The organism is Bacillus kalamii (assembly GCF_047238185.1).
In the GTDB taxonomy this organism is placed as follows: Bacteria; Bacillota; Bacilli; order Bacillales; family DSM-1321; genus Bacillus_AD.
Window position 1 is genome coordinate 1,358,307 of record NZ_JBDFMI010000001.1, and the last position, 14,372, is coordinate 1,372,678.

Annotated in this window: 16 protein-coding genes; 13 read left to right on the plus strand and 3 right to left on the minus strand. The window is 41.9% G+C overall.

Annotated features, from left to right (window positions below):
- Positions 1-137: 137 nt before the first annotated feature.
- From ABC357_RS06790 to ABC357_RS06820, 7 genes are all read left to right on the plus strand, one after another.
- On the plus strand, positions 138-308 hold the full coding sequence (locus tag ABC357_RS06790) for a YpmA family protein (protein WP_412886775.1): 171 nt from the start codon (positions 138-140) through the stop codon (positions 306-308).
- A 15-nt stretch (positions 309-323) separates the two neighbouring features.
- Positions 324-818 (plus strand): cell wall elongation regulator TseB-like domain-containing protein, encoded by a 495-nt coding sequence (locus ABC357_RS06795; RefSeq protein ID WP_412886776.1) that lies wholly within the window; start codon positions 324-326, stop codon positions 816-818.
- A gap of 18 nt (positions 819-836) precedes the next feature.
- Positions 837-2,024: a pyridoxal phosphate-dependent aminotransferase gene (locus ABC357_RS06800; RefSeq protein WP_412886777.1), complete on the plus strand. Its 1,188-nt coding sequence runs from the start codon at positions 837-839 to the stop codon at positions 2,022-2,024.
- Positions 2,025-2,187: 163 nt separating this feature from the next.
- A complete protein-coding gene (gene asnS / locus ABC357_RS06805; protein WP_412886778.1) occupies positions 2,188-3,480 on the plus strand; it encodes an asparagine--tRNA ligase in 1,293 nt (430 codons plus the stop codon).
- A gap of 139 nt (positions 3,481-3,619) precedes the next feature.
- Positions 3,620-4,321: a DnaD domain-containing protein gene (locus ABC357_RS06810; RefSeq protein ID WP_412886779.1), complete on the plus strand. Its 702-nt coding sequence runs from the start codon at positions 3,620-3,622 to the stop codon at positions 4,319-4,321.
- A gap of 29 nt (positions 4,322-4,350) precedes the next feature.
- A complete protein-coding gene (gene nth, locus ABC357_RS06815) occupies positions 4,351-4,998 on the plus strand; it encodes an endonuclease III (protein ID WP_412886780.1) in 648 nt (215 codons plus the stop codon).
- A gap of 23 nt (positions 4,999-5,021) precedes the next feature.
- Positions 5,022-5,549, plus strand: coding sequence for a YpoC family protein (locus ABC357_RS06820; protein ID WP_412886781.1), 528 nt, complete (start codon positions 5,022-5,024; stop codon positions 5,547-5,549).
- 131 nt (positions 5,550-5,680) lie between these two features.
- On the opposite strand, the gene ABC357_RS06825 is transcribed toward ABC357_RS06820, so the two are convergent.
- Both ABC357_RS06825 and recU read right to left on the minus strand, forming a co-directional pair.
- Complete coding sequence (locus tag ABC357_RS06825; RefSeq protein WP_412886782.1) at positions 5,681-8,620, minus strand: PBP1A family penicillin-binding protein; 2,940 nt, start codon at positions 8,618-8,620, stop codon at positions 5,681-5,683.
- Between the two features lie 30 nt (positions 8,621-8,650).
- Positions 8,651-9,265, minus strand: a complete 615-nt coding sequence (gene recU / locus ABC357_RS06830) for a Holliday junction resolvase RecU (RefSeq protein ID WP_412886783.1) — start codon at positions 9,263-9,265, stop codon at positions 8,651-8,653.
- Positions 9,266-9,397: 132 nt separating this feature from the next.
- Here recU and ABC357_RS06835 point away from each other — a divergent pair, with 132 nt between their 5' ends.
- The 4 genes from ABC357_RS06835 to ABC357_RS06850 all read left to right on the plus strand — a co-directional run bounded on the left by ABC357_RS06835 (position 9,398) and on the right by ABC357_RS06850 (position 12,285).
- Complete coding sequence (locus ABC357_RS06835; protein ID WP_412886784.1) at positions 9,398-10,375, plus strand: DUF2515 family protein; 978 nt, start codon at positions 9,398-9,400, stop codon at positions 10,373-10,375.
- Positions 10,376-10,767: 392 nt separating this feature from the next.
- Positions 10,768-11,043, plus strand: coding sequence for a hypothetical protein (locus tag ABC357_RS06840; RefSeq protein WP_412886785.1), 276 nt, complete (start codon positions 10,768-10,770; stop codon positions 11,041-11,043).
- A gap of 80 nt (positions 11,044-11,123) precedes the next feature.
- A complete protein-coding gene (locus tag ABC357_RS06845; RefSeq protein WP_412886786.1) occupies positions 11,124-11,477 on the plus strand; it encodes a DUF1798 family protein in 354 nt (117 codons plus the stop codon).
- A gap of 100 nt (positions 11,478-11,577) precedes the next feature.
- Entirely contained in the window at positions 11,578-12,285 is a 708-nt protein-coding gene (locus tag ABC357_RS06850; protein WP_412886787.1) for a YppG family protein, read from the plus strand.
- Positions 12,286-12,315: 30 nt separating this feature from the next.
- Here the strand turns inward: ABC357_RS06850 and ABC357_RS06855 are convergent, their stop codons facing one another.
- Positions 12,316-12,789 carry an Hsp20/alpha crystallin family protein gene (locus ABC357_RS06855; RefSeq protein WP_412886788.1) on the minus strand — a complete coding sequence of 158 codons (474 nt, stop codon included), beginning with the start codon at positions 12,787-12,789 and terminating at the stop codon, positions 12,316-12,318.
- A gap of 382 nt (positions 12,790-13,171) precedes the next feature.
- On the opposite strand from ABC357_RS06855, the gene ABC357_RS06860 reads away from it, so the two are divergent.
- A complete protein-coding gene (locus tag ABC357_RS06860) occupies positions 13,172-13,549 on the plus strand; it encodes a hypothetical protein (protein ID WP_412886789.1) in 378 nt (125 codons plus the stop codon).
- Positions 13,550-13,690: 141 nt separating this feature from the next.
- The gene (locus tag ABC357_RS06865; protein WP_412888599.1) at positions 13,691-14,254 is read left to right on the plus strand and encodes an SLOG family protein; all 564 of its coding nucleotides are present in this window, start codon (positions 13,691-13,693) and stop codon (positions 14,252-14,254) included.
- Positions 14,255-14,372: the final 118 nt, after the last annotated feature.

A 14,372-nucleotide genomic window follows, 5' to 3' on the forward strand; every position in this document is an offset into this window, starting at 1 on the left:
ATTTTTAGCGGGCAATGCAATTTTTTGATTAAATTTTTATTTTTTCAACAGAAAAACTGTTATAATGTTCACAGAATCATCATGTAAGTAGATGAAGGAATAGGGATACATATTTCTGTTGCCGGGGGGCATTTATCATGCAAGATAAACCAGAAGTGATTTCAACGGTCAAGGTTCAATATCAACCAGATCTTTATAAGATCGTCGATACATTGAATCGGAGCTTGAAATATGATCAACTCATGTTCGGCTTGGCTCTTGACCGGGAGAATCAAGAACAGGCTGTCATTACGATCTATCGAACATAAAAGTGAGTGGTATTTTTGAAAAAATGGATTTGGATTATCAGTTTTATCATTATTCTGATTATTGGATATGTGATTGCAAGTTATATGGTCGGAGTGAATGCCCAGACCAAAGATGAAGAAAAAGGCGCTGCAATTGCCAAAGATGAAGGCGGCCTTGCAAGCGTTAGCGAAAGTTATGTATTCCGCGGCAAAAAAGCCTATTATATTGTTACTGGCAAAGATTCCGAGAGCGTCAAGCAAGTACTGTGGATCCCAAAGGATGGAAAGAATACCCATATTGCAAAAAGGAAATATTCTGAGGGTGCCACCCGTAGCGAGATCTTGGAAAAAGTAAAGTCTACCGGACTTCCGGTGTCAATCGTTTCGGCTAAGATCGGTATGATTGAATTCAATAAAGACAAGAATAGAGAAATTTGGGAAGTCGTCTTTAAAGATGAAAAAGGAAAACTGAATTATTATTATTATGATTTCTTTACTGGAGACATGTTAAGAAATTATGAAAACATATAAATTGGGGGAGAATTTAGAATGAAATTGGCAAAACGTGTTCAAGCTCTTACACCATCATCTACACTTGCAATTACTGCTAAAGCGAAGGAGCTGAAAGCACAAGGACTTGACGTCATAGGATTGGGGGCAGGGGAACCTGACTTCAACACACCGCAGCACATTATTGATCAAGCGGCAGCATCGATGAATGAAGGCCAAACGAAATATACCCCTTCTGCAGGCCTGCCAAGATTAAAGCAAGCGATAGTCGATAAGCTGAAGCGAGACCAACACCTGGATTACAAGACTTCGGAAGTGATTGTCACAACGGGTGCCAAGCATGCTCTTTACACGTTATTCCAAGCTATTCTGGATGAAGGGGACGAAGTAATCATCCCGACTCCATACTGGGTCAGCTATCCTGAACAAGTGAAGCTTGCTGGAGGGAAACCTGTTTATTGCGAAGGGAAAGAAGAGAATCAGTTTAAAATTACACCTGAAGCTCTTGAGGCTTGTCTCTCAGAAAGTACTAAAGCGGTTATATTGAATTCGCCAAGCAATCCTACCGGGATGCTCTATACTAAAGATGAATTGAAAGCCCTTGGAGAGGTTTGCTTAAAGCATGATTTGCTAATCGTTTCGGACGAAATTTATGAAAAACTTGTTTATGGCGAAAATAAACATAGTTCGATTGCCGAATTATCCCCAGAACTAAAAGAACATACAATCATCATTAATGGTGTATCAAAATCGCATAGTATGACAGGCTGGAGAATTGGCTATGCTGTTGGAAATGAAATGATCATTAAAGCTATGACAAACCTTGCAAGCCACAGTACTTCCAATCCGACTACACCAGCCCAATTTGGGGCTATTGCAGCCTACGAAGGGCCTCAGGATGCAGTTGAAGAGATGAGGCAGGCATTTGCTGAACGATTATCCATTATTTATGAGCAATTGACTGCTATACCTGGCTTTACATGCATTAAGCCTCAAGGAGCCTTCTATTTGTTCCCGAACGTCAAGGAGGCGGCATCTTCCTGCGGATACAGCTCTGTGGATGAATTTGCTTCAGCACTTCTAGAAGAAGCGCTTGTTGCGGTTATCCCTGGATCTGGATTTGGAGCTCCGGAAAACATTCGGCTGTCGTATGCTACATCATTGGAACAATTGGAAAAAGCAGTAGAACGCATGTCAACATTTGTCCATTCAAAAATGAATGGCTGAGCAGGTTCTTGAAAGCTAAGCGGATGCTTAGCTTTTCCTTTGCCCTGCGTTTTTGACCAAAATAGAAGGAAACTGTTATGACAATCATTGATTGAAGGAAGACACAAAGGTATAATGGTATAGGTAAAGAAGTGCTTTTGTAAAATTTGGAGGGAATATTGCATTGAAAACAACTATTTCGCAAGTATATAAATACGTAGATCAAGAAGTGACAATCGGTTGCTGGATCGCCAATAAACGTTCCAGCGGTAAAATCGCTTTCTTGCAGCTTCGTGATGGAACTGGATTCATCCAAGGTGTTGTAGTAAAAGCGGAAGTAAGTGAAGAATTATTCCAAAAAGCAAAATCGGTCACACAGGAAACATCACTGTATGTGACAGGTAAAGTGGCTGTCGATGAACGCTCGCCATTTGGCTACGAATTGCAAGTAACGGGCCTGGAAATCATCCATGAAGCGACTGATTATCCGATCACACCAAAAGCCCATGGTACAGAGTTTCTTATGGACCACCGCCATTTATGGCTTCGTTCTAAGCGCCAGCATGCGGTAATGAAAATCCGAAATGAGATTATTCGTGCTACATATGAATTTTTCAACGATAACGGATTTACTAAAGTAGATCCGCCAATTCTTACTGGAAGCGCCCCTGAAGGAACTACAGAACTGTTTGCAACTAAATATTTTGATGAAGATGCTTTCCTTTCACAAAGCGGTCAGCTTTATATGGAAGCCGCGGCGATGGCTCTTGGAAAAGTATTTTCTTTTGGGCCGACTTTCCGTGCCGAGAAATCAAAAACAAGACGCCATTTGATCGAATTCTGGATGATCGAGCCTGAGATGGCCTTTGTTACTTTTGATGAAAATCTGGAAGTACAAGAGCAATATGTTTCTTATATCATCCAATCTGTCCTTAAGAATTGCGCGTTGGAATTGAAAACATTGGATCGCGATGTGAGCAAGCTGGAAAAAATCACTGCTCCGTTCCCGCGCATTACGTACGATGATGCATTGAAATTCTTGCATGAAAAAGGATTCGATGATATCGAATGGGGAGATGACTTCGGTTCACCCCATGAAACAGCTATCGCTGAACATTATGAAAAGCCAGTGTTTATTACGCACTATCCGACTTCTTTGAAGCCATTCTATATGCAGCCTGATTCGGAGCGTCCGGAAGTGGTGCTTTGCGCCGATCTGATCGCACCTGAGGGCTATGGAGAAATCATTGGAGGCTCAGAGCGTATCCATGATCTAACTATGCTTGAAGCCAATGTTGAAAAACACGGCCTTGATGCTGCAGCATATAAATGGTATATGGAATTGCGCCAATATGGCTCTGTTCCGCATTCAGGATTCGGATTGGGTCTGGAACGCACGGTTGCCTGGATCAGTGGCGTCGAGCATGTACGGGAGACCATCCCATTCCCGCGTCTGTTGAACCGTTTATACCCTTAATGAACGACCTATACCCGACAGCTATTATGGCATGTCGGGTTTTTAATTTTTATACGCATAGTTAAAGGCAGTGAAAGCAAGATTTACTTGTTCTTACTTGTTTGCCTTTCATGATATACTAAGTAAGAGGTGTCTCGAAATGATAAAAGAACAACTACTATCTTGGCTTCAGGAAGGAACGGTTACAATTCCTTCTTTTCTTTTGGTGCATTATGCGGAAATGGGTTTGGATGAGCAGGAGTTATTGCTTTTGCTGCAATTGGACCACTTTCAGAAAGAAGGGAATAGGTTCCCTACCCCTATGGAAATCAGCGACAGAATGTCATTTACAGCCGCTGATTGTGCTGGCCTTCTCCGTAATTTGATTCAAAAAGGATTTTTGGAATTGAATGAAGACCAAACACAGGAATCTGTGATAGGTGAATCCTATTCTTTGCAACCATTGTACAGTAAAATGATTGAGCATTTTTTATATAAACAAAATAGGGAAATCCACCTACGCCAGGAAAAAGATGAAAAGAGCCTATATACCATATTCGAACAGGAATTTGGACGTCCTTTGTCTCCGTTTGAATGCGAAACGTTGGGCATGTGGCTGGATGATGACCACCATGGCAGTGAAATCATTATGACTGCGTTAAGGGAAGCTGTCGTTGCCGGAAAATTGAACTTTAGATACATCGACCGTATCTTATTTGAATGGAAAAAGAATGGAATTAAAACAGTTGATCAAGCAAAAGCGTATGGCGAAAAGTTCCGCACTTATCCCAAAAGGGAGCAGAAGCCCAAGCCTCGTACTTCAACTAAGGAAATCCAGTTTTATAATTGGCTGGAGAAATAAACTGAAACAAGGATGAAGGGGAAGACCGCATGCTGAATAAAACGCAAACGTTATACTGCATAGATAAGATGAAGGAAATGTTTCCGAATGCGCACTGTGAACTGGTGCACCGCAATCCCTTCGAATTGGTGATTGCTGTTGCATTATCCGCCCAGTGCACGGATGTCCTTGTAAACAAGGTAACGGCTACTCTCTTTCAGAAGTATAAAACGCCTGAGGACTATTTAGCTGTGCCTCTTGAGGAACTTCAGGATGATATTAGATCCATTGGGTTGTTCCGTAATAAAGCGAAGAATATCCAAAAGCTATGCACAATGCTGATAGACGACTTTGATGGAATCGTCCCTTCAACCCGCGAAGAATTGGTTAAATTGCCGGGAGTGGGAAGAAAAACCGCCAATGTCGTCATGTCGGTCGCTTTTGGGGAACCGGCTATCGCAGTCGATACCCATGTGGAACGGGTGAGTAAACGCCTTGGAATATGCCGGTATAAGGATAATGTACTTCAGGTAGAGGAAGCATTAATGAAGAAAGTGCCGATGGAAGAGTGGTCGTTGACGCACCATACAATGATTTTTTTCGGCCGTTACCATTGCAAGGCACAGAACCCTAAATGTGAAATCTGTCCATTGAATTCGTTATGCCGAGAAGGCAAGAAAAGACTTAAGGCGAAATAGAGGGAAAAAGGAAAGTGAAGAGAATGGGAGAGAAAGGATATACCATCCCAAGGGAGCTGAATGTGGAATACTTTTTTAATTCCTCCTTATGTGCAGGAATAAGTGAAAGTGATTATAAAGAGCTCCAATTGAATGAAGTTGAGTTTTTCCCGTATGAATTATTATTTTATATGGGGAAAAATGGGTATAAGCCTTGGGAACATACAGAAGAAGCAGTTCCTGCTTTATTTGAATATTGGAAAGGCCTGCATGCCCAATTGGAGGAATTATTCCGCGCTAGGAAGGCGAAAGAAACAGCGCCTCTAATGAGAAAAGGCATTGCCTGTTGTTTTTCTTCTCTATTTTGGATAAATGAGATGCCTGTCATGTTAGAAGGGTGGGAGGCAGAGGCTGCATCGCTGCCATTTGCCAATGTCAATTTTTCGGAACGAATGGGGTTCATTCTGCAAAGGCCGGCATTATACCAATCATTCAAAACGTTGGAGCAAATCATGATTGAATTGGAAAAGGTATTTGCTCGAAGCCTAATCAAGAAAAAAAGGAAAAAATAAAAGGCCGAACCAAACATAGCGCAGTTATTACTGATTGTAATACTGCGCTTTTTCTAATGGAGAAGCGGCAATTTGAGCCTAAGAAAAGCCATGCACATTTGTGCATGGCTTTTAGCATTTCTTATAAGACATTATAACCATGGAAAGAGTTTTTCAACCGGCAATCCAAATGGGAATAACATGATTTGCTGCAGTACAGAAGACCTTGTGTTGGAATGAGTTTGGGTGTTAGCCCCTGGAGTTGTTCCAGCACCGTTTGTTCCGCTGCCAGTACCGCCAGTACCGCCAGTACCGCCAGTACCGCCAGTACCGCCTGTTCCGGATCCTCCTGTATTGCCTGAGCCGGTATCAGTACCGCCATTTCCAGTGCCTGAACCAGTTCCTCCTCCTGAAGACCCATTGCCGGATCCTCCATTGTTTGATCCGGAGCCGTTTCCTGAAGACCCATTGCCGTTTCCTTGTCCACTGCCATTTCCATTGCCTTGGCCGTTGTTATTTCCATTGCCTGGATTGGTCGTACCCTGATTGTTTCCATTGCCTTGGTCATTGCCATTGTTATTTCCGTTGCCATTATTGCCTTGCTGTCCGTTATCCGGTGCTTGTGTATTGTTATCATCCGGATTATCAGGCTGTTGGCTATCGTCCGGTTTATCCTGATCGTCCTCGTCTTCGCCAGGCTGCTCATCCTCTTCTCCACCTGGGATCTTGATTGAGGCTGAAGTTGGATCGCTCTTCTGCCCATCGACAATTGCCCTTACATAGAACTTATAGATCGAACCTGGTGTAGGGTTTGCGACACTGAATTCTTTCTCCGTTGTTGTTGTCAATGTTTGCTCAGAACCGTCATCTACCTTTTGGCTTATCTGGAAGCTTACTTGTTTGTCCTCCTGGTCAGGGTAGCTCCAAGAAAGCTTGGCAGACTTGCTTTCATCATCATAATGCACAGACAATCCGCTAGGTGCTGCTGTTTTCTTATTATATTTATTCGATTCCTTCGCTGGTCCATGACCACGTACAAAGTATTCGTATGTGACTTGATCCTTTGGTGTATTGGCGCTTGCTTTTGCCGGAGGATTGCTTCCTTTTTCAATTGCATGGGCTTCTACAGACTTAGGCTTTGTGAAATCCTTAGTATGCTTATCCTCTGAAACATGGCTCATAAGGTCCTTGAAGATGAGCTTCGCAATCCGCTGTGAATTTGTTCCTAGATAGTCTTTTTTCTTTTCATATCCAGTCCATACGGCTATCGTATAATTCGTCGTATAGCCCGCGAACCAGGAATCGGGAACAGCATCTCTCTCGTTTATGCCGTATTTTTGGCGTTCTTCCTCTGTATAGTTGGTTGTCCCGGTCTTACCAGCGACAGGCAGTCCTGGAATGTTGGCCAGTGTACCTGTACCGGATGTCATGACTGATTTTAACATATCGGTAATCATGAAGGCTGTATAATCCTTCATGGCTACTTTCGGTTCAGGCTTCAAGTCGATCGTTGTTTCTTTGTCGCCAAGAACAATTTTTGTGACGGCATAAGGCTCGTTGTAGACACCTTCATTGCCGAATGCGCTATAGGCACCTGCCAGCTTCAGAGGGGACATATTTGCCACACCGCCGATGCTTGAGGATTCGAAGAAGTGATCCTCTTGGAATCCAAGGTTCAATTTATTCCCGAACTCCATTGCTTTATCTTTTCCTGCTGCCTGGAATGCTTTTAAAGCAGGGATGTTCAATGACTTAGCCAAAGCCATTCTAATGGTCATTTCACCTTGGTGACGGTCATTGTAGTTGTTAATAGGTGTTCCGTCAGAATAGCTGTATGGCTCATCGACAATCGGCTGTGCAGTAGGCCATTTCAAGTATTCGATAGCAGGGCCGTAATCAAGGATCGGTTTGATGGTAGAACCCGGCTGGCGTTTTAATTGTGTTGCATAGTTAAAGCCACGTTTAACAGTTTGGTTTCTGCCGCCGCCGATTGCTTTAATTTCCCCCGTTTTTGTATCAAGCAATGTGACGCCAGCTTGTAAAGTTTTATTAGGATACGGTATGCGGTCATTTTTGTTCAATAAGTCGTATAGATATTCTTGTGCATCTTTATCTAAGGACGTATATACTTTAAGACCGTCCGTGAAAATATTGTAATCCGTTTTGTCGCTGACTTCTTTTATGACTTGGTCAATAAATGAATCATATGGATCTGTGTTGGATGAAATATTCCGTTTGCTTGCCGGCACTAACGATTTTTCCAATGATTCGCTTTGCGCTTTTTCCATTTCACTCTTTGAAATATATCCATGTCTGTTCATCAATTGAAGGACGACATTCCGCCGTTTTTCCGCCCGGTCGGGATGTTCGAAAGGATTATAGCGCGTTGGGCTTTGCGGGAGTCCAGCCAAGGTGGCCGCTTCTGATAATGTCAGGTCCTTCAAGTCTTTATCGAAATAGGTTTTGGCTGCAGTGGCGATACCGTTTGCCCGTTCGCCATAGAAAATTTTATTGATATACATTTCGAAAATTTCCTGTTTGGAATACTTTCGTTCCACTTTTAGGGAAAGCCATAATTCCTGCGCTTTCCGTTTCAGTTTCTTTTCATTCGTCAGGAAAGAACGTTTCACAAGCTGCTGGGTGATCGTGCTGGCCCCTTGTGAGCCGAAGCCGTTTGTTACGTTGGCCCATACGGCACTGCCGAGTCTCAGTACGTCGACTCCGTGGTGCTTGAAGAAACGGGAATCCTCTGTGGCCAGTACGGCGTCCACAACAGTGTCTGGTATTTCATCATAGCTGACATAATCACGCTTTTCCCTGCCCACTTCGGCAATCAGTTTTTTGTCCTGCGAGTAGATTTTGGAAGAAACCGGATCTTTTAAGAGTGCCTCGTCCAGCTTAGGGGCAGTGCTGGCGAAATAAGCAAATGCAGCGACTCCGCCAATCAGCCCGATTATGACTAATGCCATAAGGCTAAGCATGATTTTTTTGAAAAGGCCTTTTGGTTTCTTTTTTCTATTTGAATTGTTGCTTTTCCTCTGTTGTTGCATATTTTTGCGTCGTTCTTCTCTAGTTTGAAAATTATCAGCCATTACAGCTAACCTTCCTTTCTCAAAACCCTTCTATTCTTTCCCTATCAGCTTATCTATGACTTTAAGATAGTCAATCCTAGGTTGAAAGGTGATAGGGATCTTATGCGAAGTGGATTCCACTTCCTCTTTTGTAATAGATTTTCTCCCTCCGGATAGCATTCGATTCCAAAAGTAGATGATATGTTTTGCTTCCATCAGGAATATTTCCTCAAGGGTTGAAAATCGGATAATGATAAATGCAATCCCTTTTTGTTGAATAACTTGATCCATATGGTGTATCTGATGTTCGTGGAAGTTCTGCAAAGGGAAAGATGTGTGGTTTTTTGTTTCCTTTGCTTCAAAATCAATGTATCTTCCGCGATACACACCATTGTAATCGGTTGTTGAAGCTTGTTTGAAATAGGCTTCTTTAATGACAGCGGCGCTCCTTTTCGGATAATGGACATCCACAATCTGTATGGGCGTAGGCTTCTTGTGTATGACTGCGATCGATTGGGAAAGATAGTACTCATTGCTTTCGTTAAGATCCTCTTCTAGCGTCATCCCGCGCCTTCCGTAGTTAATCTGCAATGCCTTAGGTGTACTTGCAAGCCCGGCCTTAGTGCCGGCAGAATATTTCCTGCCATTCGGATAATGAAAGACCATTTATTTACCCCCTTGACCACTAATCTATGATAACAGATATAGAATTGAAATGTTGAATAAAATTATTGGAATTCTTTCAACCTATAGATGATTATACACTTTTTATTTTTTAGATAGAAAGGAGATGGCATTTTGTCGGTATTTCGTTCAAATAATGGGCAACAGATGGATTCTTCTGCAATAGTTTCGTCCATTTTTAGGCATACGAATACATGGAATCGAGATAATATTAGCAGAACAGCTGCCTATTTGTCTTTTTTTAAGCAACATCCTGAAATCCGCTGGTCCTTTCTTGCGAGTATGGTGTCCCGTAACGCTGGCTGGAATATGTGCGATTTGGAGGGGGCTACCCTTTCCAAAGCATTGCCGCTACAAGTCAGAAGAGAATTATTCATGGCTTATGAGATGGCGAATTACTTAATTTTCCGTGATGCCTATCCACAGTTGTTGCTATACCATTATTCGACGAAAAAGCAGTCCAGTTTGTTTCATTTATTGCCGGCATTTTTTGTGTCGAATTTTATGAAAGAGGAATGGGAGGCCTTTGTGAAGGGGCGAGAGAAGGAAAGATTAATGCGTGCAATGATCATTAATGAACAAAATGTCATACAGAGACAGGTTATAGAAGGGGAGGGGAAGAACAAGAATATCTTTGAAACTGCGCTATTTGCCATTCAGGACAGGCTTCATTTTAGTACAGTCATCTTTCCTACTAAGAGGGGAGAGTTATTCGGTTCCAGTGTGTCAGGATTCAAAAAAGTAAGCGCGAGGATCTATTTAGGGAAAAAACTTGCTTCCATCTTATTTTCAGCGGAATTGTTTCCTGCGTTTTACCAGTTTGCACTTGATACAGAGCACACGGGGAGCAGAAGGGATTATGAGCAGTATTATTCATACAGGAAACAAAGAGAAACCCCTTATCTAAGGGCTTGTTTTCCAATCATACACCATGAGCTTCTGCATTTGGAAAGCTGGGATACCTATACACCGATTAAACGCAAATGGATGAATCCTGTTGTTGGTACTGCCAATTGGAATATGACTGAACAGTATGAGAAAAAGCAAAGGGAAATCCGCCTGTTTGCTTCCCTGAAAAATATATTGAGGTAGCTGATTCCGATTCCGATAAAAAAGCCGGCCCCGAAAAATCGACAGGCGATTTCTGGAGCCGGCTTTTTCATTTACAGGGAGCAATGGTAAAACCCTTAAGTGGACGGGCGGTCTGGCCCGGATAGTTTAGGGTTGCCTTGACCTGCTTTTGTTGATGTATGATTTTTATTTTTTTGCTCTTTTAATTCTTGCTCTTTGGAATCGTTTCTACCCATGATCAACACCTCCTGTGAATAGTGTTCCTGACTCTTTGTAAAACATGCAACCAAAATGTCGAACCAACCATTTGTTTCACTTTCTTTGGCGATATAGTTCTAGTTTTGTCAATGCCAAAGGGTTCGCCCATTAAAGAGAGAATAAAGAGGTATCAAAGATACGGGGAGGAACGGAGAATGAAGGATAATATGACGATGGCGAGTGAAATGATCAGTATGATTGATGAAATGACAGACATTCTCGATGGACTGGAGGAGAAGCTTCAGCTGGCTATTGAAAAAGAACAAACAGTACTGTATGCGAAACAACTGGCCTCCTTGGAAATGTTGGCTGACGAGTGCAGCGATTTGGAGGAAGCGAGCAAGAAAGAGTTGTCCAAACATGCCAAAACAATTAATCGCACCAATACCTCAAGACCGGAATACAGTTATCGAAATGCCCATTCACTCTAAATAGATAAATTGCGTATGTTTTGTGGAAATAATCTCTTTCCATTATCCTAGATGATAACGGTATAGAGAGGTGGTCTATAATGGAACAAGCCATTCAAGAAACGAGAGAATTAGTAGTGAAGCTGGAAGAAATGGACGGCATTTATGAAAATGCCCGCCAGACAAAAGAGGAATACGATTTTTATACAGTTATTGAACCGTTCGCGAACAAAGTAAAGGATATGGCTGAAACATGGCGAGAAAGCATAGAAGAATGCATTGCTAAGCAGGATGGATATGTTTTCGGCGAACGGCAATTAGATCAGGTAGTGGACAATATGTGCCAATTAAGCGTACAAGCGTTTCAGCATAAATCCAGCTATAAGCGATTCAAAAGCTATGTCCAATCGACTAGATTTTTGTTGGGAACCCTTGTACGGCAGTTGGACAAATGACCTTTTAACCTTTCTCTCATAGAGACAATATCACCTATTAGGTTGTATCTTCATACAATAAGGTATAGAAGTCTGAATGTGTAGAAAGGAGAATATGCAAATGAGAAGACCGATGAATAGGATATTTCCGAATCCCCCTGGCAGATTTTCCAACACGCAGCAGGAAAGTGTTTTTCAGGTTGGCAATCAGCCATATAATATGCAGCATTACGATCATATTCAACAACAAATGCCCATCCATATCGATGATTCGATTGCGGCGAATGTGTCGCCGCAAATGGGGATTCCCATGCCTTATAACCAGCAGTTTCAACCTTTTCAAATGCCTCATGCAGAATATATGCCGAACTATAATGAGTATGCACAGGGACCATACCAAGGACAGCAGAATAATTCCTATATGAGTTCATATCCTAACCAGCCGATGTATGAAAGCTATCCGAACAATCAAGGAATGAATGCTTACTCCAATTCAAGTCCATTTCCGGGAGCCGCCTATCCACAAGGCTTTCAGCCATATCATGGACCGCAGATGAATAAAGGGCATTCTCCGTTTGCCAATCCATTGCAAAAACCGAAGCAACAAGTTCCCCAAACAGCTGTGCCCCATCCATACCCTAAACAGGGCAGTTTGCAAAAAACACAGCCTTCCGGTGTAAAATCGATTATGAATCAGTTTAAAACGCAGGATGGTTCAATCGATGTGAATAAAATGATGAATACGGCTGGCCAAATGATGGGGACTGTGAACCAAGTACAGAGTATGTTCAAAGGGCTGGGAGGAATATTTAAAACAACCGGAGCGTAAAAAACGACAAGCTGCTTAGCTTGCCGTTTTTTATTGTTTTATTTGTACTTCTTTTCCTTTTAGCTTCGGGACTGTTATTTCTAAGAGTCCATCCCGATGTTCTGCTGTAATTCCCTGATCGTCGATAGGCTTAACGAATGTAATATTTCGCTGGATGGCTTGGATTGACCTTTGTGAACGGACTGTTTCGCCAGATGGACTTTTCTGTTCCAATGATTCTTCGTTATAAATGGCAATATTCATCATTTGATTGATAACTTCGATATTGATCTGCTGCTTCCGGATGCCGGGCAGCTTCGCTTTCACTACATAATGTGTCCCTTCTTCGATCAATTCAATAGGGAAACTTCTATTAATGGAAGAGTTATGGAAAAAGCCGTCCATCGATTGAAGGATATTACCCAGGGGCTTTCCGCTGAATAATTGATCCATGTTCATGACAAAGTCTGAAAAAAATTCAGGGTTTTTCCTTTTTGACAAGTGATTTTGTTCGTCCTTAGACATATCCTGCTCTCCTTTATTGAAAGATGTAGGCTAGTGCCTGATACAGCATATGCCGGGCGGTAATTGTTGGTGACTGCAAATAGGGCTGGAGTTGTATTTATCATAGACAGTGAAAAAAGTCAAAAATATATGTTGTTGGCATACATCAGAACGTGTAGAATGGATGAGGTTATAACCATGTATAAATTTGAAGTGAGGGTTACCCATGCATAAAACCATTTTTGTGTTGTTTTTCTTTGTCCTTTGTTTAACACTTGTCCTATTTTCCGTAATGAAAGGAAGTTCATACGCTTTCTTGCAATAGATCCTTTGCCTGGGCGGCACTCTTAATTCTATAACAGCATATCCTGTTAAAGAAATGAGAAAAGAAGGAGAGAACAAAATGCGGAAAAATCGCGGTTTTGCTCCCAAAATGAAGCATAGGCCAATGAACGGCTTTCACATGGCAGCATCGATGCAAGTCCCGTTTCAGATGGGCCACCATCCAACTGAAAGTGGAATGTACCCTAAAGCAGAGCCTGGAAGACCAGCGAATAATGGCAATATGGCTCCGTTTTTTATTCATCCAGTCAATCATAGGGTAAAAACAAACGTCATTACTCATATCGTTCCCCACTACCACAAAAATAGGAATGAAGCTATACGTGCTGCCGGTGAAATGGATGGTAACATAGCAACAGACGGTAGGCGCATGATCTATCCAAATCCTGATTTCGGCATGATGCATGGATTGCGATATCCGCGCAGACCTTTTTTTTGAGTTTTTAGGGCTGGACACCAGCCCTTTCCATTGATCGGCCGATATGTTACACTACTTCGATGATAGGATCATTTTGTATACAGTTTCTTAAGGGGCAGCTTTCCGTAAAAGGAAGGAGTTTACCAGAAGGAAGTGGGACCAATCAAGGTTTTATATGTTACAGGTTATAAAAGTACGGAATTGGGTATATTCAAAAATGATGCACCTGAAGTTGCCATTATTAAAAAGGCGCTATACAATCGAATCGGTCAGTTAGCAGAAGAAGGCTTAGAGTGGGTCCTTATTTCAGGCCAGCTAGGGGTTGAACTCTGGTCAGCTGAAGTGGCCATTTCTTTGCGGAACGTATACCCTGACTTGAAGGTGGGCGTATTGACCCCGTTTTTAAACCAAGACTCTAATTGGAATGAAAAAAATAAAGAGTATTATGAATACATAATGGCAGAGGCAGATCTAGTCGATTCTATCAGCAAGAAAGGTTATGAAAGCCCCCAGCAGTTTAAAAACAGAGATCAATTCCTTTTGCATAAAAGCGATGGCATTCTCATTGTATATGATGAAGAGAATGAAGGAAGCCCAAAGTATATTTGGAATGCAGCTAAACGCTATCAGGATAAACATCATTATCAGGTTATCCAAGTTGATTTCTATGAATTACAGCAACTAATAGAAGAAGCGGGCTTGGAGCATACTAATGAATGGGATTAGAAGCATACTTTGAATAAAACAATAATAATTTTCATGATTTGCGAAAGATAAATTGACAAAGTCTGATGTTTTTGAAAAAATAAAAATAAAGTCAATGAATGGCGTATGTATAGAGGTG